The following is a 25,533-nucleotide window of genomic DNA, read 5'->3' as shown; positions in this document are numbered from 1 at the left end:
CGCCAGGCGCGAACCGGAAAGGGGAAATAGCCGCAGATGGGCGCCTATATCCTTCGCCGACTTCTCCTCATGATCCCCACGATGATCGGGATCATGGCGATCTCCTTCGCAATTGTTCAGTTCGCGCCCGGCGGACCGGTCGAGCAGGTCATCTCGCAGCTGACAGGGCAGGGCGGCAGCGCCGAAGACCGGTTGTCCGGCTCGGGAGGCGATCTCCTGGCCCAGCAGGATCAGTTCTCCGAGGCGAACTCCAAATATCGCGGCGCGCAGGGTCTCGATCCCGACCTGATCAAGAAGCTGGAAAAGCAGTTCGGTTTCGACAAGCCGCCGCTCACCCGCTTTCTCGACATGATGTGGGACTATATCCGCTTCGACTTCGGCGAGAGCTTCTTCCGCAACACCTCGGTCATCGATCTCATCATCGACAAGCTGCCGGTCTCCATGTCGCTCGGGCTGTGGATTCTGATCCTCTCCTACGGCATCTCCATTCCGCTCGGCATCCGCAAGGCGATCAAGGACGGATCGGCCTTCGACGTCTGGACCTCGGGCGTCATCATCGTCGGCTATGCCGTGCCGAGCTTCCTGTTCGGCATCCTGCTGATCGTCGTCTTCGCAGGCGGTTCCTTCTTCGACTGGTTCCCGCTGCGTGGCCTCGTCTCCGACAATTTCTGGCAGCTCACCTGGTACGAAAAGATCATCGACTACTTCTGGCACCTGACGCTGCCGATCATTTCTCTGTCGCTTGCCGCCTTCGCGACGACGACGCTCCTGACGAAGAATTCCTTCATCGACGAGATCAAGAAGCAGTATGTCATCACCGCCAAGGCCAAGGGGCTGAATGACCGGCAGGTGCTCTACGGCCACGTCTTCCGCAATGCCATGCTGATCATCATTGCCGGCTTCCCTGGCGCCTTCATCTCGGCCTTCTTCACCGGGTCGCTGCTGATCGAAAACATCTTCTCGCTCGATGGCCTCGGCCGCATGGGCTATCTCGCCATCGTCAACCGCGACTATCCGATCGTCTTCGGTACGCTCTACATCTTCTCGCTGATGGGGCTGGTCATCGGTCTCATCTCCGACCTCGTCTACACCTGGGTCGATCCGCGCATCGACTTCGAGCGGAGGGAAGTCTGATGGAAGCGGGTGTTACCGAAACTGTCGCGGCAAAGCCTCCGAAGCGGCCGTTCCTCAATCCGACCAATCAGCGGCGGCTTGCCAATTTCAAGGCGAACCGACGCGGCTACTGGTCCTTCTGGATATTCCTCGTCCTGTTCACCCTGTCGATGGGCGCCGAGTTCATCGCCAACGACAAGCCGCTGATCGTCTCCTACAAGGGCGAGATCCTCTTTCCGGTGCTGGTCGATTATCCGGAAGAGAAATTCGGCGGCTTTTATGCCGACACGGACTACCGCTCCGAATTCATCCGCGACGAGATCAATGCGAACGGCTGGATGCTCTGGCCGCCGATCCGCTATTCCTACGACACCGCCAACTCCAACATTCCCCATTCGGCACCGACCGCGCCGTTCTGGCTGATGAGCAAGGAGGAGCGCTGCTCGGGCTATCCGCAGGGCGTCAACGATCCGGATTGCGTTCTCGGCAACATGAACTGGCTCGGCACCGACGACCAGGCGCGCGACGTCACCGCCCGCATGATCTACGGCTTCCGCGTCGCTGTCCTCTTCGGCCTTGCGCTCACCATCGCCTCGGCCTTTGTCGGGGTCAGCGCCGGCGCCATGCAGGGCTATTTCGGCGGCTGGCTCGATCTCCTGATGCAGCGCTTCATCGAGATCTGGTCGTCGATGCCGGTGCTCTACATCCTGCTGATCATTTCCTCGGTGCTGCCGCCGGGCTTCTTCGTGCTGCTCGGCATCATGCTGCTGTTCTCCTGGGTCGGCTTCGTCGGCATCGTCCGCGCCGAGTTCCTCAGAGCCCGCAATTTCGAATATGTGAAGGCGGCGCGCGCGCTTGGCGTCGGCAACTGGACGATCATGTTCCGCCACCTGTTGCCGAATGCGATGGTGGCGACGCTGACCTTCCTGCCCTTCATCCTGTCCGGCTCGATCACGACGCTGACCTCGCTCGACTTCCTCGGTCTCGGCATGCCGCCCGGCTCGCCGTCGCTCGGCGAACTGATCGACCAGGGCAAGCGCAATCTTCAGGCGCCGTGGCTCGGCCTCACGGCCTTCTTCACCATGTCGATCATGCTCTCGCTGCTGATCTTCATCGGCGAAGCGGTCCGCGACGCCTTCGATCCGCGAAAGACGTTCAAATGACCGAACCCCTTCTCTCCGTCCGCGATCTGTCCGTCGCCTTCCATCAGGGTGGCGAGACGTCGCTTGCCGTCGATCGCATATCCTTCGACATAGCCCCCGGCGAGGTTCTGGCCCTGGTCGGCGAATCCGGTTCGGGCAAGTCTGTTTCCGCCAATTCGATCCTCCAGCTCCTGCCCTATCCGGCGGCGAGCCATCCGTCGGGGGAGATCCTGTTTTCCGGCCGCGATCTCCTGAAGGTGAGCGAGGCCGAGCTGCGCAAGGTGCGCGGCGACGACATCACCATGATCTTCCAGGAGCCGATGACCTCGCTCAATCCGCTGCATTCGATCGAGAAGCAGATCGGCGAGATCCTGGCGCTGCATGGCGGCATCGTCGGCAAGCCGGCGCGCGACCGTATTCTGGAACTGTTGAACCAGGTCGGCATCCGCGAGCCGGAAAAGCGCCTGAAGGCCTATCCGCACGAGCTATCCGGCGGCCAGCGCCAGCGTGTGATGATCGCCATGGCGCTTGCCAACCGGCCCAAACTGCTGATTGCCGACGAACCGACGACGGCACTCGACGTCACCGTGCAGGCGCAGATCCTCGAACTCCTGAAGGACCTGAAGACGACGCATGGCATGTCCATGCTGTTCATTACCCACGACCTCGGCATTGTGCGCAAGTTCGCCGATCGCGTCTGCGTCATGACCAAGGGCAAGATCGTCGAAAGCGGTCCGGTCGCCGACATCTTCGGAAATCCCCAGCACGCCTACACCCGTCACCTGCTGTCGTCCGAGCCGAGCGGCCAGCCGCCCGAACGCAACGATGCCAAGCCGGTGGTCATGGAAGCGGAAGACGTCAAGGTCTGGTTCCCGATCAAGGCGGGCTTCCTGCGCAAGGTCGTCGACAATGTGAAGGCTGTGGACGGCATCGACGTGACGCTGAGGGCGGGCCACACGCTCGGCGTCGTCGGTGAATCCGGTTCCGGCAAGACGACGCTCGGCATGGCGTTGACCCGGCTCATTTCCTCGCGCGGCCGGATCGCCTTCGTCGGCCGGGACATAGCCGGCTATTCGTTCAAGGAGATGCTGCCGCTGCGCCAGGAAATGCAGGTGGTCTTCCAGGACCCCTACGGCTCGCTCAGCCCCCGTATGTCGGTGGGCGAGATCATCGCCGAAGGACTGAAGATCCATGAGCGGACGCTCAGCGCCGACGAGCGCGACCGTCGCGTTGCCGGCGTGCTCGAAGAGGTCGGCCTCGATCCGGCCACCCGCTGGCGCTATCCGCACGAATTCTCCGGCGGCCAGCGTCAGCGTATCGCGATTGCCCGCGCCATGGTGCTCAAACCGCGCTTCGTCATGCTCGACGAGCCGACCTCGGCTCTCGACATGAGCGTCCAGGCTCAGGTGGTCGATCTCCTGCGCGACCTGCAGAGGCGCCACGATCTCGCCTATCTGTTCATCAGTCACGACCTGAAGGTCGTCAAGGCGCTTGCCAATGATGTCGTCGTCATGCGGCTCGGCAAGGTTGTCGAGAAAGGGCCCGCGGAGAAGATTTTCTCCGATCCCGAAGACCCCTATACCCGGGCGCTGATGGCCGCCGCTTTCGACATGAAAGCGGTCGATACCGCTGCCGTCAGCCAGTAGCCGGGCAGGCCCGCTCCCTCGGCTGCAAGGAACCCTTGCACCTGTCAAGCGTTGAGATCATGAACCCTTCCCATGAGGAGGGCATGATGAAACAGGCAGACAAGGGAGGCCGACATGAACAGTCAGACCGACTTCGCCTCGAAGGTTGCTCCGCGCGCCGAGGCCATGAAAACCGAAAAGCCGCTTGAGCCGAAGGAGGCGCGGCAAGGCCGTCTGGGACGCCCGGTCCTCTACGTTCTGCTTGCCGCACTGGCTATAGCCTTCGCACTCTGGCTGCCGCTTGAGTGGTGGGGTCGCACGGGCGAGCCGAGCAATCCGTCTCCTGCGGGCGTCAGCCAGACTGCGCCGGTGGATAGCGGTACAACTGCTCCGTCCAATTAGGGCCAATGAAGGTGCAACCTTCGGTCACGCCACTGGACTTTCGTCCCATATTTCACGATAACGTCGCTGGTGCCGAAGCCCGGTTGCTTCGGCACTTTGCATTTCTGTGCAGACGTGTGGTTGGAGTCCGGGGGAGCACATGATGAAGACAGATATCGCCCGGCGTGTGTACAACCACGCCTGGAAGCTCGACCCGATCATCCGCAGCCTGATCGACACGGACTTCTACAAGCTCCTGATGCTGCAGATGATCTGGAAGCTTTATCCGGACGTCCATGCGACGTTTTCGCTGATCAACCGGACGACGTCCGTCCGCCTTGCCGACGAGATCGACGAAATGGAACTGCGCGAGCAGCTCGATCACGCCCGCACGTTGCGGCTGTCGAAGAAGGAGCTGATCTGGCTGGCCGGTAACACCTTCTACGGCCGCTCGCAGATCTTCGAACCGGAATTCTTGGCATGGCTGTCGAAATTCCAGCTGCCGGAATACGAGTTGACGCGCCGTGACGGCCAGTACCAGCTCGACTTCCACGGCCCTTGGATGGAAACGACGCTTTGGGAAATCCCGGCGCTGGCTATCATCAACGAGCTTCGGTCGCGCGCCGCGATGCGCTCGCTCGGTCCCTTTACGCTGGACGTGCTCTATGCCCGCGCCAAGGCGAAGATGTGGGACAAGGTCGACCGGCTGAAGGCGCTGCCGGGCCTGAGGATTTCCGATTTCGGCACCCGCCGGCGCCATTCATTCCTCTGGCAGCGGTGGTGCGTGGAAGCGTTGAAGGAAGGCATAGGTCCGGCCTTCACCGGCACCTCCAACGTGCTGCTCGCCATGGATTCCGATCTCGAAGCCGTCGGCACCAATGCGCACGAACTGCCGATGGTCGCCGCAGCCCTCGCTGAAACCGACCAGCAACTCGCCGACGCGCCGTACAAGGTGCTGAAGGACTGGAACACGCTTTACGGCGGCAACCTGCTGATCGTCCTGCCCGACGCCTTCGGAACGGCGGCCTTTCTCAAGAATGCGCCGGAATGGGTGGCCGACTGGACCGGTTTCCGTCCGGACAGCGCCCCGCCGATCGAGGGTGGTGAAAAGATCGTCGCCTGGTGGAAGAAGATGGGCCGCGACCCCAAGGAAAAGCTGCTGATCTTCTCCGACGGTCTCGACGTGGATGCGATCATCGACACCTATCGCCACTTCGAGGGCAGGGTGCGCATGAGCTTCGGCTGGGGCACGAACCTCACCAATGATTTCGCCGGCTGCGCGCCCGACCCGATCGAAGGACTGAAGCCGATTTCCATCGTCTGCAAGGTGTCCGACGCCAATGGCCGTCCGGCGGTCAAGCTTTCCGACAATCCGCAGAAGGCGACCGGCGAGCCGGAAGCCGTCAAGCGATACCTGCAGTTCTTCGGCAGCGAGGACCGGGTCGACCAGGAAGTGCTGGTCTGAACGTCGAGCGCCCGGAAGTTACCGGGTCGCGATCGGCGGTCCGTAGAGGGCGCGGGCGCCGTCAATGTCGCCCTGCTGGGGTGCGCGAAACGTTTCCGTGTACTTGTAGTACATCAGGAAGCCGGCGTGATAGTAATGGTCGAGGCCGATCGCGTGCCCCAGTTCATGCGTGAACGTGTAGCGGATGTCATAGGCTGACGCGTTTCCACCGAAGCCGCTTTTCCAGGTCCGCTCCGGGTTGAGGCAGATCATCGAACGGGAAATCGTCGCCACGGTCTGGGCACCGGGCGCCTGACGCAGATCGGTCCGACTGTCCGGAATGTTCAGCGCGCGGTCGTCCGATTGCTTTCCGTCTCTGGCCAGCATCGGCTTGCGATATTCGACATTGGCAAAGGCGTAACCACGCGGCTTTCCCTGTTCGCCGATCAGGATATTCGCCTTCGCCGGATCGGTGACTTCCTCGAAGGTGATGCCGGCCACGCTGGACCAGAGAGCAGCGGCCGCGGCCGCCTGGCGGCGAAGTTCGTCTCCGCCGAGGCCCGAGGTCTTCTCGACGCCCTTCAGCGGAACGATGTCGCTGCAGTTTCGCGCTTCGGGATCATGAAACGCCGCCGTCACGAAGGCGTAGGTCACATGCGCGGGCGAACCGAGAGTGGGATCGCCCCATTTGACGACATGGCCGTCAAGCTTCAGAAGCTTGTAATGATTGTCCGCGGCCTGAACCGTTCCAAGCCCGAATACGAAAAGCATGCAGGCGCCAAGCGCCATCCTGGAATGTCTGCCCAAATTCCTCGCCCCGTCGATGTCCGCCAGGCCTGTCCCCACAGGCCGGATGGTTAGCGATCATCATGTTTCCACAAGGTGACCCGAGGCTTGCCGTTGACGCAACTCCCCAGAAATTGCGGTATGCGGGCCTCACACCCTCGGTCCGGCCGGTCGGCCGGTGATGACCAAACCATAAAACAAGCAATCGCCATGCCAGGGGCGGCTTGCCCCGACATCTCGGCAAAAGCAGATCACGCGACGCTTTGCGGCAAGATGAAATTGCCGCTTTCGGGGGCAATGCCGGGCACGATTGCACAATCGAACACCGTTTGCAGTGTCCTGGCATCGAACACTTCGGCAGGGGTGCCGAGCGCCGCGACCCGCCCGCCCTTCATCAGCTGGATGCGATCGGCGAACATGGCGCTGAGATTGAGGTCGTGCATGACGGCGATGACGCCGCCGCCGCGCCGGGCGTAGGAGCGGGCGATTTCCATGAGGCCGATCTGGTGGCGGATGTCGAGGCTGGCGACCGGTTCATCCATCAGGAGCCATCGCGGTTCGCCATGCGCAACCGGTTCCCAGATCTGGCAGAGCACGCGGGCCAGCTGCACGCGCTGGCGCTCGCCACCGGAAAGTTCCTGGTAGAGCCGGCCGGAAAAGCCGGCAAGATCGACGGCGGCAAGCGCCTGCGATATGCGCCGCCGGTTGTCCACCGCCGAGCCGCCGTGAACGCCGGCGGCAATGCCGAGCGAAACAACCTCGTCTACGGTAAACGGAAAGGCGAGATGGATTTCCTGCGGCAGTACGGCCCGCAAGGCGGCACACTGCCATGGCTTCAGCGCCCGCAGCGCCCGGCCATTGATGGTCACGTCGCCGGCCACCGCCAGCTCGCCGGAAAGCGCCTTGATGAGCGTCGTCTTGCCGGAACCGTTCGGTCCGGCGATCACGGTGATCTGACCGGCGGACGCGCTGAAATTCAGCTCGGTGAGGATTGGTCGCCCGCCTAGCCTCACCGAGATCGCCCGGGCTTCGTATCGCATATCGGATGAAGCGCTCACAGGTCGACCACCGCGCGGCTCTTGAGCAGCAGCCAGAGGAAGACGGGTGCGCCGACCGTCGCCGTAACGATGCCGATCGGCAATTCCGCCGGTGCGACAATGGTCCGGGCGAAGGCGTCGGCAAGCACGAGCAGCGAGGCTCCGAGCAAGGCGGACGCCGGCAGCAGGGTGCGGTGGTCCGGACCGACCGAGAGGCGGATGATGTGCGGCACGACGATGCCGACGAAGCCGATGCCGCCGCTGACGGCGACTGCCGCGCCTGTCATGGCGGAGACCAGCAGGATGCTGGCGCTCTTCAGGCGCTGAACCGGCACGCCCATATGGCCGGCGGCCGCCTCGCCGAGGGCAAGCGCATTGAGCTTCTTTCCGAGGAAGGGCGCGGCAGCGAGGCAAGCGAGGATCAGGGGGCCGACCGTCAAGGCCTTGCTCCAGGTGGAGCCCGCCAGCGAACCGAGCCCCCAGAAGGTCAGATCGCGCAATTGCTTGTCGTCGGCGATGTAGACGAGGATGCCGGTCGCCGCTCCGGAAAAGGCACCGAGCGCGATGCCGGCAAGCAGCATGGTTGCGACCGATGTCCGCCCCCGGCGCGTTGCAGTCAGGTAGAGGATCGTCGTGGTGGCAAGGCCGCCGCCGAAGGCCGCGACCGGCAGGGCCGAGAAGCCGAAGAGGGCGGTGAGAGGGGCAAGCAGCGTGCCGCCGAGCACGATCATGCCGGCCGCCCCTAGGGCCGCGCCGGCAGACACGCCGGCAAGCCCCGGGTCGGCCAGCGGATTGCGGAAAAGCCCCTGCATCAACGCGCCGGAGACGGCCAGCGCCGCGCCGACCAGTGCGCCGAGTGCGATCCGCGGCAGGCGGATGGCGCCGAGGATGATCCGGTCGCTGGCGGATATGCTGGAATCGGACAGGCCGGCAAGCGCCAGGATGGCGTGAAGGGCCGATGTGTCGGATGCCCCGGCCGTAAGCGAGACGCCGCAGGCGAGCACCAGCGCAATGCAGAGTGCCGGTATGGCAATTCGGGCGCGCGCGGCACGGTCGGACGGCCAAAATCCAGTCCGCCGCCGGAGGGCGTGCCGCTCGACCTCTTGAAGCATGGCCGTCATTCCGTATGTGACGCCGGTTTGTATAGGGCGCTATGCAGATCGCGGATGGCATCGGGTGTCCGTGGGCCGAAGCCGAGCAGATACATCCCGTCCATGCGGATGATGCGCCCGGCCTTGCCGGCCGGCGTTTGAGCGATTGCCGGTTGGGCCAGTACGTCCGCGTCGCCGGCCGCGTGATCGCCGGCTCCGGTCATCATCAGGATCAGGTCTGGCGCGGCGGCGAGGATGGCCTCGTCGCTCACCGGCTTGTAGCCGGAAATGCCGGCCATCGCGTTTTCACCGCCGGCCATTGTGATGATCGAGTTCGCATGCGAATTCGCACCCGCCGCCATCACCCGGCCGTTCTGCAGCGAAAGGACGAAGAGAACCTTCCTGCGCTCTGTGACCGCGTCGGCTGCAGCCTCGGCGGCGCCAAGGTCGGCGTCGAGCCGGGAGGCCAGCGCTGCCGCTTTCTCCTGCTCGCCGATTGCCTCGCCGACGGCGTGCACCTTGCCGATGATGGCCTGGCGGTCGTAGCCGTCCGGCACCGTTGTCAGCGGGATGCCGGCCTGCTCCAGCACGGAGAGGGCTTCCGGCGGTCCGGCACCCTCGAGGACGAGGATGAGATCGGGATTGACCGAGAGCACGCCTTCCGGTGACAGCGCGCGGATATAGCCGGTGTCCGGAAGCCTGGTCGCTTCCGGCGGATAGGTGGAGGTCGTGTCGCGCGCCACAAGCCGGTCGCCGGCGCCGAGCGCAAAGACGATCTCGGTCAGCGAGCCGCCGATCGAGACGATGCGGGATGGTGTCGTGGCAGATGCCGCGCCGGCAAGGCGGGGCCATGCCAGCGCGGCGGAACCGGCAAGGGCAGTCGCGACAAATGCGCGTCTGGAAATCGTAATCATCGCCGTCTCATGCCGCCCGAGTGTCGGAAAGGCGCGGCAGAGATTCGACGATAGCCCGCCAGTTGGACCGCTCGTCCTGACCCTCGATGCGCTTTCCGAAGAACTGGATGATCAGTTCGCCTTCGGTGTCGTAAGCCTCGATGGAGGAGACATGACCCTTGTCCACCGGTTTGCGCACGGCCCAGGTCTGGGCGATCTTGTCGGCGCGCAGATGCAGGTGGAAGGTCGGGTCCATCACGTTGACCCAGGGTCCCATCGTCGCGACGTTGTGGAGCGGTCCGGAATGGATCTGGATGCAGCCGCGATTGCCGACGAAGCACATGATCGGCAGCCCGTCGTCGACGGCGGCGAGCATCATCGCATGCACCGCGTCCGGTGCCAGCTGCCAGGCGAAATCCTCGCCGATGCTCTCGATAGCCTTCAGGCGCGACAGTTCGAGGTCTTTCAGGATGCCGACGAACTGATGGGTATCGGTCATGCCTTCCCAGCGCTGGCGAAGTGTTTCGTGCGGAACGGCATTGTCGTTGACGGGGCTGGTGCGCGGATAGGCGGTGGCGGCGACCGGGATGGTCTGGTCGGGGAGCGCCAGCCTGTCGGCGAGCGCCTGCCAGGCGCTCACATCGCTGGCCGGACGCAGATGCACCTTGTGGACCGCCTCGCCGCTGGCGTCGAAGAACTGGAAGCTGCGCTTTATCGTTTCGCCGGTATCGAACTCGACGGCGAAGCCATGCACCCAATGTCTGGCAAACATCCGCATGTCGATCTGTTCGCCGAGCATCATGGCGGTGTTGCGGCCGTGAATGTAGCGATCGAAGACACCGATCTTCTCGTGAACCGCGAATTCATTGCGGGTCAGTGCCATGACCTCGCCCAAGGCCTCCAGGCCGGGAAACAGCGCTTCGAAGTCCGTCGAAATCCGGCGCACGCCATAGCCGGTCCAGGCGGCGACATAGTCGGCTTCGGATATGCCAAGCCGTGCCGCGAGATCGCGCTCCCGGAGTTTCGGATTGTCCAGTCTTGCTTTGCGGATGTCTTCCGCGCTCGGCAATGTGCCGTTCATTCTGCGCCTCTTCTACTTGTTGAGAATAAGTTTGCCCTGGCGGGTGATCTTCAGCCGATAGCAAAAGCCGGCATGCTCGATCCGAATCTCGCCCGTGCCCTTGAAGAGAAATGCGCTTGAATAAACGGGTGCGGTATTGTCCGCGGGCTCGCCGCGGTCCTCGACGTCGTAATTGTTGCTCGTGCCCATGTCACACTTCATCAGGTCACCCGATTTTCAAAAAGGGCTGGTTTTTCTGAGGCCTGGCTTGCAGTGCTGGCTGGGCTTTTCGCATTAATATGATTATCATAGTCAACTTAATTTGCTGCCGCAATACATGATTTTAAAAATCACCTTTTAGGCGATCCAGAGCGAACCCGCGCCGGCGCAAATGGCGAAGGCGGGGGTGATGCAGGAATTATTGTTGACTAATTGAATCATGTATTCTAGCCAAAGATGAGTTTTAAAATCATATTTATGTTCGCCCGCCTGCTGAGCGTGCGGATCAGTTCCAGGGAAGCAATCGATGATGATGAGGACCGGATTTCGGATTTCATTGGCCGCGATGGCCTTTGCCGCCGCGGAGCCGGCGGCGGCGGCGGGCGAGGCCGTCGCCGCTCCACCGTTGCAGATCGAACTCAACAAGCTCACCTCCGTCGGCGGCGGCTGCCGCATGACCTTCGTGACCAGCAACCACACCGGCGCGGAGCTGAAAAAGGCGGCATTCGAGGTCGTTCTTTTCGACAGTCGCGATCTCGTCGACCGGCTGACGGTCTTCAATTTCGGCGAACTCCCGAATGGCAAGACGGTGGTCAAGCAGTTCGATCTGAAGGACGGCGAGTGCACAAGCTTCTCGCGCCTTCTGATCAATGGCGCCGCCGCCTGCGATGGTCTTCCGGGCGGAACCGAGGCCTGCAACGGCGTGCTGGAAACGGCCAACCGCACAGACCTGAAGTTTGGCAAGTAACCCGCTCGCGAGGGAAATGGACATGAACGCTTATTTTTCCGGATCCTACGACATGCTCGCCTCGTTCCTGGAGCTGGGTGGGCCGGTGGTGGTCATCCTCTTTGTCACGTCGATCGTGGCCGCTGCCCTGGTGGGGCTGAAGCTCGTCCAGTTCAGCATGCTGAGGGTTGGTCGCACCGGCCGCGCCGCGAAGGCCGTCGCTCTCTTCAAAGCGGGCGAAACCGACGAGGCGGAAACGCTCGTACGGACAGGGCGAAGCGCCAGTGCCTCCGCCGTTGCCACCGCGATCCGCCTGTCGCGACGGGGTGATCTCGCCAAGTCAGACATCGAGGAAGAGATCGGCCGCATCGCGCTGGTCAGGCTGCATTCGCTGGAAGGCGGCTTCCGCTTCCTCGACATCTGCGTCCAGCTCGCCCCGCTTCTCGGCCTGTTCGGCACCGTGCTCGGTATGATCGACGCGTTCCAGAAGCTGCAGGGTGCGGGAAGCTCCGTCGATCCGTCCATCCTCGCCGGCGGCATCTGGGTGGCGCTTCTGACGACCGCCGCAGGACTTGCGGTTGCCATGCCCGTCTCGCTGGTGCTGACCTATCTGGAAGCGCGGGTGGAAAAGGAGCGGGTGGCGATCGAGACGATGGCCTCGGAAATATTGTCGCCGGCCCTGCGCTCCCCGCGCGATCCGCGCCAACAGGCACCGCTTCGCCCCGTGGAGCTGCGGCATGCGACTTGACATGCCGCGCCGGTCACGCCGGCGCCTGTCGATGACCTCGCTGATCGATGTCATTTTCCTGCTTCTGCTGTTCTTCATGCTGTCTTCGACCTTCACGCGCTTCGCCTCGGTCGAACTTGCGGCCCCTGCATCTGCCGGCGGCAGCGGACGCCAGACCGCCGACATCATCGTCAAGCCCGGCGACGAGGAGTGGCAGATCAACGGCGTTTCGGTCCGACAGGCCGATATAGCGTCGACGCTGGAAGGCTACCGCGAAAAGGGCGCCGCCAGGGCGCTCCTGATCGTCGATCCGGCGGTTGCCTCGCAGGGTTTCGTGAAGGCGCTGGAAACCCTCAGATATCTTCAGTTCACCGTGACGGTTGCGAAGTAGTGCCATGATTTCGATAGCCCGCAAGAGACAGAAGCGCGAAGTCGAGAGCACCATCGCCCTGATCAACGTCGTCTTCCTGATGCTGATCTTCTTCCTGATCGCCGGCACGCTCGCTCCGCCGATCGATACCGGTCTGGCGATGATCGAGACGGAGCAGTCTTCGCCCTCTCCGCCGCCCGATGCGCTGGCCGTGCTCGAAGACGGCAGCCTTCGGTTTCGCGGTCAGCCGGTGACGGCCGCCGCCTATGTCGAGATGCGCCTGCAGAACGATGACGCCGGCGACGGAACATACCGGCTGGTGGCCGATAGACGGTTGCCGGCCACGCGCCTGCTGGAAGTTGTCGCTGCTCTTCAGGAGGCCGGCGCCGGGAAGATCGAACTCGTGACCGAACGGGCCGCCCAATGAAGACGCGCATGATCCAGTGGGGTGCGGCGCTCGTGCTGTCCGCCTTCGTGCACATGGCCTTTGCCGGCATTTTCGCGCCCGGCCCCGACGAGGTGCTGATCGCCGGATCGAGCGACGAGGGCGTGACGGTACTGGGTGACGCTTTCGCCGACGCGCAGATGGCGGGCGAGGCCTCCGACGAGTCGGACACGGTCGAGCCGACGGAACTTTCCGAGGCGGACATGGAAGAGACGGATCCGACCGAAGAGCCCACTGAGACGGCTGAGTTGGAACCGGCAGAAACGGTGCCGCCTGAGACGAGCGAAGTCGAGCCTGCCGACACTGCGACAGACGATGTCCCGCTGGAGGCCACGGAAGCACCGAGGGCCACGCAAGCCGAGCTCGAACCGACAGAGACGGCGGAAACCGATTCCGTTGCGGAAGTTGCTGCGGTCCAGGCCGAGCCGCAGGAGATCGAGGCGATCGAACCGGTGCCGGAGGTCGTTCCGCTGCCGCGTCCGAAGCCGCCCGTCGCAGCCAAGCCGGATCGTCCCCGCAAGAAGGACAAGGCACGCACGAGACCGGTGCGCCAGGCAAAGGGCTCGGGGGGTGACGCCGACGCCGACAGCCGACAATCGCGCGAGGCGCAAAGCCAGGGACGCAAGGCGAGCGTTGCCGGCAATGCGGCGGTTTCCAATTACCCGGGCAAGGTCGCCCGCAAACTGCGCCGCGCCGTCCGCTTTCCGTCCGGTGCGGGCAGCGGAGGCGAGGCGAGGGTTTCCTTCACCGTCGACCGGAACGGCAACGTCGGCTCGATCAGGGTCGCCAGAAGCTCCGGTTCCGCCGAACTGGACCGGGCTGCCGCCGAGGCGGTTCGCCGCGCAGCACCGTTTCCGCCGATCCCGGATGGCGCTGGCCGTTCAAGCTGGCAGTTCGTCGTCCCGATCCGCTTCGACCGCTGATGTGATAGGCCGCTTTGCGTCCCGCCGCAGGGTCTGATATGCGGTGACGCGCGGTGCGACGATGCCGCGCCGGGCTTCGGCCGGGTGATCTTTCCACCCGCTGCCCGAGGGGACACATTCAAGCGAGGCATACGATGGCACACACCATTCTCCTGATCGGCTGCGGAAACATGGGTTTTGCGATGATGCGCGGCTGGATGGCCGACAATCCCGCGCTTGCCGTTCATGTCGTCGAGCCGGCGGAGGCTCTCCGCACCCGCGCCGCCGGTGCCGGAGCCATGGCTGTAGCTGCCGTCGCGGAACTGCCGGCCGATCTGTCGCCGGATCTGGTCGTCATCGCGGTCAAGCCGAATACGGTTGGCGACGTTCTCAAGCAATGCGCGGCCTTCGCCGAGCGCAAGGCGACCTTCGTCTCGGTTGCCGCGGGCATTACCACGGCGACGATGGCGAAGAACCTGCCCGCCGGCGCGTCGATCATCCGCTGCATGCCGAACACGCCGGCAGCGATCGGCGAGGGCATGATGGTGCTGTTTGCCGGCGACAAGGTCAGCGCCGAAGCCCGCGCGCTGGCCGAAACGCTGCTGAAGACCTCCGGCGCCGTCGCATGGATCGACGACGAGGCGCAGATGGATGCCGTCACCGCCATTTCCGGTTCCGGGCCGGCCTATGTGTTCCACTTCATCGAGGCGCTGATCGATGCCGGCGTTGCGCTCGGTCTGCCTCGGGAGACCGCAGCCCTTCTCGCCAAGCAGACCGTTCTCGGCGCCGGCCGGCTGGCCATGGCCTCGGATACGGATCCCGGCACGCTGCGCGAGCAGGTGACGAGCCCGAACGGCACGACGGCTGCGGCGCTCAAGGTCTTCATGACCGATGATCGAACGAAAACGCTGGTCGCCGAAGCCACGCGTGCGGCCTGTGACCGCAGCATCGAACTCGGCAAGGCGGATTGACTGACCGGCCCAACTCCTTAAGGATCGCCGTCTAGCCCCCTCAGCCCGTCGGCAAGAGACAGCATGACCATCGACCGCATTCGTTTCGTTCTGTTCCTGAACGGTCTTTTCCTCTGGCCGCTCGCCACCATGATGCTGGTGCCGGCCATTGTCGATCTGGCTGACTACAATTACGGCGATGCGCGCAACTTCGCGATCTCCGCCGTCATTACCGGCGCGGTCGGGGCCCTTCTGGTGCTTGCCTTCCGCGAAAAGCATTTCGACGTGACGGACCGGCGCACTGGCTTCCTGATCACCGTCAGCGCCTGGCTTCTGGCGGTGTTTTTCGGCTGCATTCCGCTGCTCGGCAGCTCGCAGCACATCGGCTTTACCGACGCCATGTTCGAATCCGTCTCGGCGCTGACGACGACCGGCTCCACCATTCTCGTCGGCCTCGACAACATGCCGCGCGGTCTCCTGCTCTGGCGCTCGCTGCTGCAATGGCTCGGAGGCGTCGGCATCATCGTCATGGCGCTGTCCTTCCTGCCGGCGTTGCGCGTCGGCGGCATGCAGCTCTTCCAGTCGGAATCCTCCGATATCTCCGGCAAGCCGTTTCCGAAGATCAGCCAGATGGTGCGCGCCATCCTGTTCGTCTATCTGAGCCTGACGCTCGCCTGCGTGATCGCCATGATGTTTGCCGGCATGCCGGCCTTCGACGCCATCAACCACGCCATGGCGACGATCGCCACGGGCGGACTTTCCACCAAGGACGCCTCCATCGGCTACTATCGGTCGGTGCCGATCGAAGTCGTCACCGAGATCTTCATGGTCGCCGGCGCCCTGCCGCTTGGCTCCTATGCGGTGTTCCTCGTCAATCGCGGCAAGAAGCCCTTCGTCGACGACCAGGTGAAGGCGTTCCTGATTGTGCTGGCGACGGCGATCGGCTTGTGCACGATCTGGAACATTTCACAGGGCATGATCCCGCGCGAGGCGCTGCGCGTTTCGGCCTTCAACGTCACCTCCATCATCACCGATACCGGCTTTGCCACCTCCGACTTCTCGACCTGGGGCAGCTTCGCCGTCGGCCTGTTCTTCATGCTCTATCTCATCGGCGGCTGCGCCGGTTCGACGGCCGGCTCGATCAAGATCTTCCGCTGGCAGATCCTGTTTGCCGGCGTGATCCGCGGCCTCAAAAGCATGCTCTATCCCAACTCGGTCATGCGGGTGCGCTATCAGGGCAGCGCCGTCGACGAGGCCGTGGTCAGCAACGTCCGCAACTTCTTCTTCGTCTACATCGTCACCCTGTTCGTCCTCTCCATGCTGGTCATGGCAACGGGCGTCGACTTCCTCTCGGCGACCTCGGCGGTTGCCCAGGGCATGGCCAATGCCGGCCCCGGCCTCGGTCCGCTCGTCGGTCCATCCACCAACTTCTCCGCGATCCCGGAACTCGCCAAATGGTGGATCATGGCTGCCATGATCCTCGGCCGCCTCGAGCTGATGACCTTCTACGTCATGCTGATCCCGGCCTTCTGGAGACGGTAGAGGCAGACACGTGTTCGATGCGTGCCGAAGGCTTTTCACGGACGATCCCATATCGGCACGCCAGGCTCATATAGTTTCGACGCAAATCGGCAACAGACTGAAGCAATGAATATCAGGCGTTCAATTCAAGATTGTGTCGCTTCGGACCAAAGGCTAAACGACACCCTTTCAAGATCTCAACATCGGTTACCCAAGGTCTCTTCCCGACATGTCGTTGGAGCACGAAATTCTGTCGTCGGCAGCGATTCCCGGCGAGGCGACGTTCGAAGGTCAGGAATTCCGTCGCCGATATGGATCGTCTCCCGGGATCGGGTCTGTTCCGATCTACGTCCTGACGATTGATGCGGTTGATGGTGCGAGAAGGCTCCATTGCTCGAAACTGTTCGATCGCATGCAGATGCGGTGCGAGTTTGTCGAGGGCATTCGTTCCGGTGACGTGTCGGAAACGAGGTTGTATTCTCCCGGGTTGAACCTGCTGCTTTCGAAACGCAGTCTCTCGGCAGCCGAAATCGCCGTTTACTGCGGCCACAGGAAAATCTGGAAGCGCATCGCCGACGGCGAAAGCGATGTTGCGCTGGTCGCCGAGGACGATCTCCTGGTCACGGATGCTGCAACGTTCACGCATGTGATGAGAAACGCGGCCGATCACGCGACCTGGGATGTGCTGAAGCTCTTCGACTTCTGGCCGAAGAAGATCGTCGCACGGCATCAATGGAAAGGCATCACGGTCGTCGATTACAAATACCCGGCATCCGGCTGCGTTGCCTACCTGATCACCCGCGACGCGGCGCGGCGATTGCTGACGAGAAAGCGCATCTACCGGCCGGTCGACGAAGACCTCTCCTGGTGCTGGGAGTTCGGACTGCGCGTATGTTCGGTTCAGCCCAATATCGTGTCCGAGGTCAGCCATACCCTCGGAGGTTCATTGCTGGAAGGCGGTCGACGGGATGTCCGGCGGCGCAAGAACCTGCTGCGCAGTCTTCTGGGCATGGTGATCGCCGGCTTCAAGCAGGTTCGCGCGCGCCTCTATCTTGCGCAGATTCTTCGGCGGCACTAGCCGGCTCGGCTCGTTGCCGCAACAGACGACGTTCGGCCGCCGCCAGAGCGAGCGCCAGTTGCCCGGCCTTCCAGTGCTTTGGCCGGGCTCCCAGAAGTCCGAGTATGCGGCGCTGCGCAAGCTCCATGCGTCGCAAGAGGGGCTCCTGGGAAAAGGTCGTGATCGTCGCCTTGCGGATGTCTTCCGGAAGATAATGCAAATAGACGCGGCCGAACGGCATGGGACCGAGCCAGGGCTTTCGCTGGCCGCAGAAATGCAGAACCTTCGGCCGGGCGCGTCGCAGTGAGGCCGGATACTCGGCGAAGCGTCCCGCATGGAAATTCCACACGTGTTCCAGCAGCAGCACCCGACCGGCGCAGAGGCGGTTCAACACGGACTGGTCTTCACAGACGAGATCGGGTGCCGTCATATGCACTCTGGCGCTCCGAGAAATGGCCTCCTTGCGCCAGAGTGCCAGATTGATCAGCATCACGCCGCTATTGAAATACAGCCCATTGCGGCTTCCGGTCGCGACGATGTCCTCTTCGTCGATAAAGAGATCCGGGGCCGCCGCCACCAGATTGTCTCCGAGGTCCAGCTGGGAGAGCGGGGCGAGGTCGTCCAGCACGACGGTGTCGGCATCAAGCCAGATCACCCGGTCCTCATTCGGGAGGCATTCCGCCAGGAACAACCGGGCATACGCCGCGCGCGATAGATGCGACGACCTGAGGGTGGCGCCATCGAGCAGGCCGGTGTCGAAAGGCATGATGCTGGTCGTCAGGCCGACCCGATCGGCGACGGTTATCAGTAGGTCTTCTTCGTCCCCGGAGAGGTCGATCGACAGGATCACCAACACCGTCTGCGGGGAATTTTCCGCCAATGAACGGATCAGCGCGGTAACGGCGGTCACACCACCGGTGTCCACGGCGGTCGCGACAAGGATATGCCGGCGGATTTCAGACATCCCTAGTTTCATCCAGAAGATCGGCCGAGACCAGGGCATTGCGGACTGCAGCGAGATGCGCTTCCGGCCCGAAACGCTCCTGCACCAGGCGACGCGCGCGTTCAGACATCTGCGCTGCCGCTTCGCCTGGCGCCAGAAGGGCCGCAATTTCGGTGGCAAACTCCTCTGGACTTTCCGCCCGGCGGTAATGTTCCTGAGGCATCAAGCCCAACCCTTCGACGGCCTTGGCCGTTGCGACAATGGGACATCCGACCGCCATGGCTTCGAGCACTTTCAGGCGTGTTCCCCCACCGACCGGGATCGGCATCGCCGCCACGGCCGCCGTCGCGTAGACGTCCGCCAGATTGGAAGGGTTCGCCGTCAGCCGATGTCCCGACGACCGCACCAGGGCTTCGACGTCCCGTCTTGGGCGTCTGCCGCACACATGCAGTGTTGCTTGCGGCGCCAGCCGGCGAACCTTCGGCATGATGTCGTTGCATAGCATCTCGACGGCACGCCGGTTTGGAAAATAGCCGAGATGTCCGAGGAACAGGATTTCCTGCATCTTCCGGGCCGTGCGCGGCGGTGACGTGCGGGTCCAATCGGGGATCGGGTTGGGTACGACCGCCAGACGACCCGCGCCGAACCTCCTTTCGGCCTCCTGCAGGTCGGATGGCGAACAGATCCAGACCTGCCGGGCCCAATCTACGCCCTGGCGTTCGACGCGCATGCCGTGCCAGCGTTTCAGGGCAAGGATCGGCAGGGCAAGGGGGCGTATCAGGCGCCCAGCGCGCTCGAGGGCAGCGGCCATGCGCAGGGTGCTTTCGATGTTGTGCATGTCGATGATGACGGGCAGATCAGGTATGGACGTCACGAGCGCCTCGACAGCCTGAAAAAGTTGGATTCCCTCCACCAGGACGAAGGCCGGCCTTTCACGCAGGCACGCATCGACCAGCTGTGCCAGATCCTCGGCCGATAGCGGCATCACGAGCTTCGTACGCGCTTTCCGGCCCAGTCTCTTGTCGGCTCTGAGGGCTGCAACTTCGCCGTGCCCAGCTCCGGACCAAAGCGTTGACAGTGCATCGAAATTCGCCTTATTGCGCAGAGATGCTCCCGAGGGAATAGCATCCCCTTCTGCAATGACTACCTGGATAAATCGCATTGAAATCTCATTCCGGCGTCCCTCGAATCATCCATCAGACCTGGAAGACCCGCCATATACCAGAGGACATGGGCTATCCCGAAAGCTGGATCGAGAAAAATCCGGGCTGGGAATACCGTTTCTGGACAGATGATGATCTTCTGGCCTTCTTCCGGGAGGAGCGTCCGGATCTTCTCGACCTCTATCAATCGTACTCCCGGCCCGTACAGAAGGCGGATCTCGCCCGATATTGCATATTGCAGCGGTTTGGAGGCCTCTATGCCGACGTGGATACGCGTTGCCTGCAGTCTCTCGAGCCGATTGCCGGCGATAACCGCGTCATCTTGTGCGAGGAGCCTGGCCGGCATTGGGAGCCCGCATTGATCCGGGGACTCGACCGGCTGTGGTTCAACGGCACGATGGCAAGTCCGCCGGGCCACCCGTTCTGGAACTCCGTCATCGACCTGTGCCGCCTGATGGCCGACCGCCGCGACGGTGATGTCCTGGAGACGACCGGCCCTCTGATCTTGTCGGCAGCCGTCAACAACTGGCCGGACCCCGGGTCGTTGGCCCTCAATTCGTCCGGGCTTTTCGCGGACATGGATGTCCATGGCAACCCGTCTGGCGACGAGCCCTATGGCCCGTTCGCAGCATTCACCTTTTCCACGCATCTCTGGAAGGGTAGCTGGTTCAAACGGCGAAAGGAAAGCTGGCCGCGGCGCAAGGTGGCGCGCATTCGCATGCTGTGCGACTGGATGTTTGGCGGGCCGCGGCTTGATCCGGCGCAGGCGCTTGCCGAAATCGACATGACGCGCCTCCACGATGGACATCCGCCCCGGTCTGAAAATGGCCAGCTTCTTGTCCTGATCCCGGTGCGGGACGCCGAGCCGACGCTGCCGCGCAGTTTCGAACTGCTGCTTGCGCTTGATTATCCGAGAGACCGCCTTCACCTGCGGTTCGGCCACGGCGACAGCGGCGACAACTCGGCCAGAATGCTGGCCGATTTCGTCACCCGCCACGCTGCCGATTTCGCCTCCGTCGAGGTGGTCGAATGCGGACGCAACGCACCCAGGCTTGACCGGCGCAAGCGCTGGAAGCCCGAAGTGCAGCGCTTGCGCCGGGCCGGGATCGCCAAGGCGCGGAACGACCTTCTCGAAAAGACGCTGATGCCCGAACATGACCGGGTGCTGTGGATCGACGCAGACGTCGTGGACTATCCGGCAGATATCGTCAGCCGCCTCGCATCCTCTGGGGCGCGCATCGTCGTGCCGAATTGCGTGCGTGATCCCGGCGGCCCGAGTTTCGACCTCAATACATTCCTGACGGTCTATCAGCCCGGGCGGGTGGAGCTCTATCGGCATATCCGTGACGGCCTTCTTCAGCCGCCGGAAGACTGGGCCCCGCGTCGCCACCTGCACGACCTTCGCTACCTCGAAACCGTACCCCTGCACGGGGTTGGCGGGACGATGATCCTCGTCGACGCAGACTGCCACCGGACCGGCCTCAGGTTTCCGGAAAAGCCGTATCGCTACCTGATCGAAACCGAAGGCTTTGGGGCGCTGGCAAGGGATGCAGGTGTAATGCCCATCGGCATGCCACGGCTGGAGATCATCCACGCCCGCGACTGAGTTGCGCACGTTGTGCGAGCGCGCTTCTGATGCATGAATACCCGTCTGCGCCACGCGGCGCGTCCGAAACGGTCGAATTCAAGAAGCACTGGCAAAGGGGATATGGCGGACAGAGAGGGATTCGAACCCTCGGTACGCTTTCACGTACACACGCGTTCCAGGCGTGCGCCTTAAACCACTCGGCCACCTGTCCAGTTTTCTGCTGACCCGGTGGAAAATCCGGGTGCTGCGGCAGCGTTGAGGTCAACGGCGTACCGTGCAGAACGGGCGCGATATATACCGATGCTGCAGCGCTAATCAACCCGCCTGTGACAGAATTTTGATCATCCCGTGAAAATCGTTCACCGCTTTGACCATTGCGTCACAAGGGTGGGCAAACTAAATTATGATCCGGGCGAGACAAGGGAAATCCCGGAAGACCGGAAAATCCGGCACGGGAGCATAGGGGGAAGGCAAAATGCGGTTCATTTTCCGCGTTCTAAGTCTGATTGCGCTCGTTCTGGCGGTGATTTCGGGGACGGTCGATTCCGTGCAGTCGGTGGCAGACAGCGATGTCGTGCTGACGCCGTTCGGAACGGCTTGGCAGGATGTGAGCCCGGCGACGCTTCTGTCGCTGCAGGGCTTCGTCGAACACAATCTCAATGCGGGCTCGTGGAACCTGATGGTTCAATGGGTCCTGTCCCAGCCGGCCTTTGCGGTCTTTCTCGCGATCGCGCTGGTGATGTGGATGATCGGTTACAGGAAAGAGCCGGCCGCAGGTCGCTTCGCCGCTTGAACGGGCGAAGGCCCTCCGCGCCGCGCCAGGCCATAGCGGCAAAGGAAGGTGAAGCATGTTTCTGACAGAGATGTTTTCCAAGAAGACGATGATGCCCGATGCCTCCACGGCATTGAAGGGGCGGGCCGATGCCATTCCGACGGCGGAGAACCACTTCGTCAACGGACGGCCGCTGAAGGGGCCATATCCGGAAGGGTGTGAAGTTGCCTATTTCGGCATGGGCTGTTTCTGGGGCGCCGAGCGGCTGTTCTGGAAGCTCGATGGCGTATGGGTCACGTCCGTCGGCTATTCCGGCGGCATCACCGAAAACCCGACCTACCAGGAAACGACGACGGGCCTGACGGGTCACGCAGAGGTCGTCAAGGTTGTCTACGACCCGTCCGTCATCTCCTACGAGACGTTGCTGAAGACGTTTTTCGAGGAGCATGACCCGACCCAGGGCATGCGCCAGGGCAATGACGTCGGCACCACCTACCGCTCGGCGCTCTATTGCACGACGGATGAGCAGTTGGCGCAGGCGAAGGCGGCCCGTGACCGGTTCCAGGCAGCGATGAGCAAGGCCGGCGTGAACGCAGAGATCACCACCGAAATCGCCATGGTCGGTCCGTACTTTTATGCTGAGGACTATCATCAGCAGTATCTGGCCAAGAATCCGGGCGGCTATTGCGGCTTGCGCGGAACCGGCGTCAGCTGCCCGCTCGGCTGATCTGAACCTGGCCTGAAAATTCGAATGCCCGAGGGTCGCTTCCGCCGGAAGCGGCCCTTTTTGCACAGGTTTTGATGGCAGGAAGAAAATTTTACCAGCTGAGAAAAATTCTCGTGAATTTTTTGTTTGGGCATGCAAGGATGCCTCGACCGTGCCGCTTGAAGGCGGCGGCGGATGGTACCGCAGACATGTTCGTTTCCGTCAGGGGCGGGCTTGCGGGAGGACCCAACAAGATCAATAGCTACAACAGGGCTGCACAATGAAAAAATCACTTTTGACCCTCTTCGCCATGGCCGCAATGTCGGCTTCGGCGCTGGCCGCCGACATCAAGCCGGCGCTGGTTTACGGCACGGGCGGCAAGTTCGACAAGTCGTTCAACGAAGCGGCCTATAACGGCGCCGAGAAGTTCAAGGCGGAAACCGGTATCGACTACCGCGACTTCGCGCCGAACGACGACACCCAGGGCGAGCAGGCGCTTCGCAACTTCGCATCGAAGGGCTTCAACCCGGTCGTCGCAATCTCCTTCGCCTGGTCCTCGGCGCTTGACAAGGTCGCAGCCGAGTTTCCGGACACCAAGTTCGTCATCGTCGACTCGGTCGTCGAAAAGCCCAACGTCCGTTCCGTTCTCTTCAAGGAAAACGAAGGCTCCTATCTCGTCGGCGTTCTGGCCGGCCTGAAGTCGGCAACGGGCAAGGTCGGTTTCGTCGGCGGCATGGACATTCCGCTGATCCGCAAGTTCGAGTGCGGCTATGAACTGGGCGCGAAGTCGGTCAAGCCGGACATCGAAGTCTTCCAGAACATGACCGGCACGACCGGTGCGGCCTGGAACGACCCGGTTCGCGGCGGCGAGCTGACCAAGAACCAGATCGACCAGGGTGCGGACGTGATCTTCGCGGCTGCCGGTGCCACCGGTCTCGGCGTTCTGCAGACGGCGGCCGACAACGGCAAGTTCTCGATCGGCGTCGACTCCAACCAGAACTACCTGCATCCGGGCTCGGTTCTCACCTCCATGGTCAAGCGCGTCGATCTGGCGATCTACAACGCCTTCGCCGACACCAAGGACGACAAGTTCACCACCGGCATCCAGAATCTCGGCCTCAAGGAAGGCGGCGTCGACTACGCGCTCGACGACAACAACGCCAGCCTGATCACCGACGACATGAAGACCGCAGTTGAGAAGGCCAAGGCCGACATCATCTCGGGCGCTGTCCAGGTGCACGATTACACGACGGACAACGCCTGCCCCGGCATGTAATCCCTGAATGAGCAATGGGCGCATGGCGGAGGGGAAACCGTCATGCGCCCATTTGCCGTCTGCATCTGGAGTGGTCACGTGAGCCAGGACATCGCAATCGAGCTCGCCGGAATCGACAAGAAATTCGGCGCGGTTCATGCCAACAAGAATATCGACCTCAAGGTCGCAAAGGGGACGATCCACGGGATCATCGGAGAAAACGGGGCCGGGAAATCGACGCTGATGTCGATCCTCTATGGCTTCTATCAGGCAGACAGCGGCGAAATCCGCATCAATGGCGCGCCGGTCGCAATCCGTGACAGCCAGGCGGCGATCGACGCCGGCATCGGCATGGTGCATCAGCATTTCATGCTGGTCGAGAATTTCACTGTGCTGGAGAACATCATGCTCGGCGCAGAAGGCGGCAGCCTCTTGAAGAAGGGCGTGGCCGCGGCGCGGGCGGAGTTGAAGCGGCTGGAAAGCGAATACGGTCTCGAGGTCAATCCCGATGCCGTGATCGAGGAACTGCCGGTCGGCCTGCAGCAGCGCGTCGAAATCCTGAAAGCCATGTATCGTGGCGCCGAGATTCTCATCCTCGATGAGCCGACGGGCGTGCTGACCCCCGCCGAAGCCGATCACCTTTTCCGCATCCTTGGCGTGCTCCGCGACCAGGGCAAGACGGTCATCCTCATCACCCACAAGCTGCGCGAGATCATGGCGATCACCGATACGGTCTCCGTCATGCGCCGCGGCGAAATGGTCGCGACCCGCAAGACGTCGGAAACGACGGTGGAAGAGCTTGCCGAGCTGATGGTCGGCCGGCGCGTTCTCCTGCGGGTCGAAAAGGGCGAAGCCAATCCGGGTAATGTTCTCCTGTCGGTGAAGAACCTGACGGTGAAGGACGGCCGCGGCGTCACCATGGTCGACAACGTCTCGTTCGATGTCCGGGCTGGCGAGATCGTCGGCATCGCCGGTGTCGCCGGCAACGGCCAGTCCGAACTGCTGGAGGCGATCGCCGGCATCCGCAAGCCGACCTCGGGACAGATCTTCATCGACGGCAAGCAGGTGCCCCACGCCGACCCCGCGACGCTGAGGGCGCTGGGCCTCGCCCATATTCCCGAAGATCGGCACCACATGGGTCTGGTGCTGAAGTTCGAGGAATATGAAAACTCCATACTCGGCTATCATCGTGACGAGCGCTACGGCAAGGGCATGTTCCTGAACCTCGACGCGATCCGCAAGGATGCCGCCGAAAAGATCGAGAAATACGACATTCGTCCGCCGGATCCGCGCCTGAAGACGGCCAATTTTTCCGGCGGCAACCAGCAGAAGATCGTCGTCGCCCGCGAGATCGAGCGCGACCCGAAGATGCTGATCATCGGCCAGCCGACACGCGGCGTCGATATCGGCGCCATCGAATTCATCCACCGGCGCATCATCGAGATGCGCGACGAAGGCAAGGCCGTACTTCTGGTGTCGGTCGAACTGGACGAAATCCGCGCCCTTTCGGACCGTATCCTGGTGATGTTTGCCGGCCATGTGGTCGGCGAGAAGACACCGGATGCGGACGAACAGGCACTCGGCCTGATGATGGCCGGCATAGCGGCGTAAGGGAC

At 62.8% G+C, this 25,533-nt stretch carries 26 protein-coding genes and 1 tRNA gene; 18 read left to right on the top strand and 9 right to left on the bottom strand.

The genetic code is table 11. The annotated features are described in order from the left end of the window. Positions 1–36 precede the first annotated feature (36 nt). The 5 genes from NN662_RS18120 (at position 37) to pncB (ending at position 5,726) form a co-directional block, all read left to right on the top strand. Positions 37–1,134, top strand: coding sequence for a microcin C ABC transporter permease YejB (locus NN662_RS18120; protein WP_261931609.1), 1,098 nt, complete (start codon positions 37–39; stop codon positions 1,132–1,134). Next, a complete protein-coding gene (locus NN662_RS18115) occupies positions 1,134–2,276 on the top strand; it encodes an ABC transporter permease (RefSeq protein WP_261931608.1) in 1,143 nt (380 codons plus the stop codon). The genes NN662_RS18120 and NN662_RS18115 overlap by 1 nt, the downstream gene beginning before the upstream one ends. Then, positions 2,273–3,901, top strand: coding sequence for an ABC transporter ATP-binding protein (locus NN662_RS18110; RefSeq protein WP_261931607.1), 1,629 nt, complete (start codon positions 2,273–2,275; stop codon positions 3,899–3,901). Before NN662_RS18115 ends, NN662_RS18110 begins: the two co-directional genes overlap by 4 nt. Before the next feature lie 114 nt (positions 3,902–4,015). After that, positions 4,016–4,282 carry a hypothetical protein gene (locus tag NN662_RS18105; protein ID WP_261931606.1) on the top strand — a complete coding sequence of 89 codons (267 nt, stop codon included), beginning with the start codon at positions 4,016–4,018 and terminating at the stop codon, positions 4,280–4,282. A 139-nt stretch (positions 4,283–4,421) separates the two neighbouring features. Beyond that, positions 4,422–5,726, top strand: a complete 1,305-nt coding sequence (gene pncB / locus NN662_RS18100) for a nicotinate phosphoribosyltransferase (RefSeq protein WP_261931605.1) — start codon at positions 4,422–4,424, stop codon at positions 5,724–5,726. A gap of 18 nt (positions 5,727–5,744) precedes the next feature. Here pncB and NN662_RS18095 read toward each other — a convergent pair whose 3' ends face one another. The 6 genes from NN662_RS18095 to hemP all read right to left on the bottom strand — a co-directional run bounded on the left by NN662_RS18095 (position 5,745) and on the right by hemP (position 10,782). After that, positions 5,745–6,476, bottom strand: coding sequence for a matrixin family metalloprotease (locus NN662_RS18095; protein WP_261931604.1), 732 nt, complete (start codon positions 6,474–6,476; stop codon positions 5,745–5,747). Positions 6,477–6,742: 266 nt separating this feature from the next. Continuing rightward, positions 6,743–7,531 (bottom strand): heme ABC transporter ATP-binding protein, encoded by a 789-nt coding sequence (locus NN662_RS18090; protein ID WP_261932023.1) that lies wholly within the window; start codon positions 7,529–7,531, stop codon positions 6,743–6,745. 14 nt (positions 7,532–7,545) lie between these two features. Beyond that, positions 7,546–8,640: a FecCD family ABC transporter permease gene (locus NN662_RS18085; protein WP_261931603.1), complete on the bottom strand. Its 1,095-nt coding sequence runs from the start codon at positions 8,638–8,640 to the stop codon at positions 7,546–7,548. 5 nt (positions 8,641–8,645) lie between these two features. Beyond that, positions 8,646–9,533, bottom strand: a complete 888-nt coding sequence (locus NN662_RS18080) for a hemin ABC transporter substrate-binding protein (RefSeq protein WP_261931602.1) — start codon at positions 9,531–9,533, stop codon at positions 8,646–8,648. A gap of 7 nt (positions 9,534–9,540) precedes the next feature. Beyond that, on the bottom strand, positions 9,541–10,593 hold the full coding sequence (locus NN662_RS18075; RefSeq protein ID WP_261931601.1) for a hemin-degrading factor: 1,053 nt from the start codon (positions 10,591–10,593) through the stop codon (positions 9,541–9,543). Between the two features lie 12 nt (positions 10,594–10,605). Beyond that, the gene (gene hemP, locus NN662_RS18070) at positions 10,606–10,782 is read right to left on the bottom strand and encodes a hemin uptake protein HemP (RefSeq protein ID WP_261931600.1); all 177 of its coding nucleotides are present in this window, start codon (positions 10,780–10,782) and stop codon (positions 10,606–10,608) included. A 316-nt stretch (positions 10,783–11,098) separates the two neighbouring features. Here hemP and NN662_RS18065 point away from each other — a divergent pair, with 316 nt between their 5' ends. The 8 genes from NN662_RS18065 to NN662_RS18030 all read left to right on the top strand — a co-directional run bounded on the left by NN662_RS18065 (position 11,099) and on the right by NN662_RS18030 (position 17,511). Beyond that, entirely contained in the window at positions 11,099–11,539 is a 441-nt protein-coding gene (locus tag NN662_RS18065) for a hypothetical protein (RefSeq protein ID WP_261931599.1), read from the top strand. Between the two features lie 22 nt (positions 11,540–11,561). Then, positions 11,562–12,266 (top strand): MotA/TolQ/ExbB proton channel family protein, encoded by a 705-nt coding sequence (locus NN662_RS18060; protein ID WP_261931598.1) that lies wholly within the window; start codon positions 11,562–11,564, stop codon positions 12,264–12,266. Then, positions 12,256–12,636: an ExbD/TolR family protein gene (locus tag NN662_RS18055; protein WP_261931597.1), complete on the top strand. Its 381-nt coding sequence runs from the start codon at positions 12,256–12,258 to the stop codon at positions 12,634–12,636. Before NN662_RS18060 ends, NN662_RS18055 begins: the two co-directional genes overlap by 11 nt. A 4-nt stretch (positions 12,637–12,640) precedes the next feature. Next, positions 12,641–13,042: an ExbD/TolR family protein gene (locus NN662_RS18050; RefSeq protein WP_261931596.1), complete on the top strand. Its 402-nt coding sequence runs from the start codon at positions 12,641–12,643 to the stop codon at positions 13,040–13,042. Beyond that, on the top strand, positions 13,039–13,983 hold the full coding sequence (locus NN662_RS18045; protein ID WP_261931595.1) for a TonB family protein: 945 nt from the start codon (positions 13,039–13,041) through the stop codon (positions 13,981–13,983). The genes NN662_RS18050 and NN662_RS18045 overlap by 4 nt, the downstream gene beginning before the upstream one ends. Positions 13,984–14,117: 134 nt before the next feature. Continuing rightward, a complete protein-coding gene (gene proC, locus NN662_RS18040; protein WP_261931594.1) occupies positions 14,118–14,933 on the top strand; it encodes a pyrroline-5-carboxylate reductase in 816 nt (271 codons plus the stop codon). A gap of 63 nt (positions 14,934–14,996) precedes the next feature. Next, a complete protein-coding gene (locus NN662_RS18035; RefSeq protein WP_261931593.1) occupies positions 14,997–16,454 on the top strand; it encodes a TrkH family potassium uptake protein in 1,458 nt (485 codons plus the stop codon). A gap of 208 nt (positions 16,455–16,662) precedes the next feature. Continuing rightward, on the top strand, positions 16,663–17,511 hold the full coding sequence (locus NN662_RS18030; protein WP_261931592.1) for a glycosyltransferase family 25 protein: 849 nt from the start codon (positions 16,663–16,665) through the stop codon (positions 17,509–17,511). On the opposite strand, the gene NN662_RS18025 is transcribed toward NN662_RS18030, so the two are convergent. Both NN662_RS18025 and NN662_RS18020 read right to left on the bottom strand, forming a co-directional pair. Beyond that, positions 17,459–18,454, bottom strand: a complete 996-nt coding sequence (locus NN662_RS18025; RefSeq protein ID WP_261931591.1) for a glycosyltransferase family 8 protein — start codon at positions 18,452–18,454, stop codon at positions 17,459–17,461. The genes NN662_RS18030 and NN662_RS18025 overlap by 53 nt on opposite strands. Continuing rightward, complete coding sequence (locus NN662_RS18020) at positions 18,447–19,595, bottom strand: glycosyltransferase family 4 protein (RefSeq protein ID WP_261931590.1); 1,149 nt, start codon at positions 19,593–19,595, stop codon at positions 18,447–18,449. Before NN662_RS18020 ends, NN662_RS18025 begins: the two co-directional genes overlap by 8 nt. Before the next feature lie 68 nt (positions 19,596–19,663). On the opposite strand from NN662_RS18020, the gene NN662_RS18015 reads away from it, so the two are divergent. Then, positions 19,664–21,202, top strand: coding sequence for a glycosyltransferase (locus tag NN662_RS18015; RefSeq protein WP_261931589.1), 1,539 nt, complete (start codon positions 19,664–19,666; stop codon positions 21,200–21,202). A 103-nt stretch (positions 21,203–21,305) separates the two neighbouring features. Here the strand turns inward: NN662_RS18015 and NN662_RS18010 are convergent. Continuing rightward, positions 21,306–21,395, bottom strand: a tRNA-Ser gene (locus NN662_RS18010). 264 nt (positions 21,396–21,659) lie between these two features. Between NN662_RS18010 and NN662_RS18005 the strand changes: the two genes are divergently transcribed. From NN662_RS18005 to NN662_RS17990, 4 genes are all read left to right on the top strand, one after another. Beyond that, positions 21,660–21,977 (top strand): hypothetical protein, encoded by a 318-nt coding sequence (locus NN662_RS18005; protein ID WP_261931588.1) that lies wholly within the window; start codon positions 21,660–21,662, stop codon positions 21,975–21,977. Between the two features lie 55 nt (positions 21,978–22,032). Beyond that, positions 22,033–22,683 (top strand): peptide-methionine (S)-S-oxide reductase MsrA, encoded by a 651-nt coding sequence (msrA, locus tag NN662_RS18000; protein ID WP_261931587.1) that lies wholly within the window; start codon positions 22,033–22,035, stop codon positions 22,681–22,683. A 259-nt stretch (positions 22,684–22,942) separates the two neighbouring features. Continuing rightward, positions 22,943–23,938 carry a BMP family protein gene (locus tag NN662_RS17995; protein ID WP_261931586.1) on the top strand — a complete coding sequence of 332 codons (996 nt, stop codon included), beginning with the start codon at positions 22,943–22,945 and terminating at the stop codon, positions 23,936–23,938. Positions 23,939–23,980: 42 nt separating this feature from the next. Continuing rightward, positions 23,981–25,528 carry an ABC transporter ATP-binding protein gene (locus NN662_RS17990; RefSeq protein ID WP_410010948.1) on the top strand — a complete coding sequence of 516 codons (1,548 nt, stop codon included), beginning with the start codon at positions 23,981–23,983 and terminating at the stop codon, positions 25,526–25,528. Positions 25,529–25,533: the final 5 nt, after the last annotated feature.

The organism is Rhizobium sp. NRK18 (assembly GCF_024385575.1).
Taxonomy (GTDB): domain Bacteria; phylum Pseudomonadota; class Alphaproteobacteria; order Rhizobiales; family Rhizobiaceae; genus JANFMV01.
Note: the sequence above shows the minus strand (reverse complement) of the source record. Positions and strands in the feature narration are given on the sequence as shown.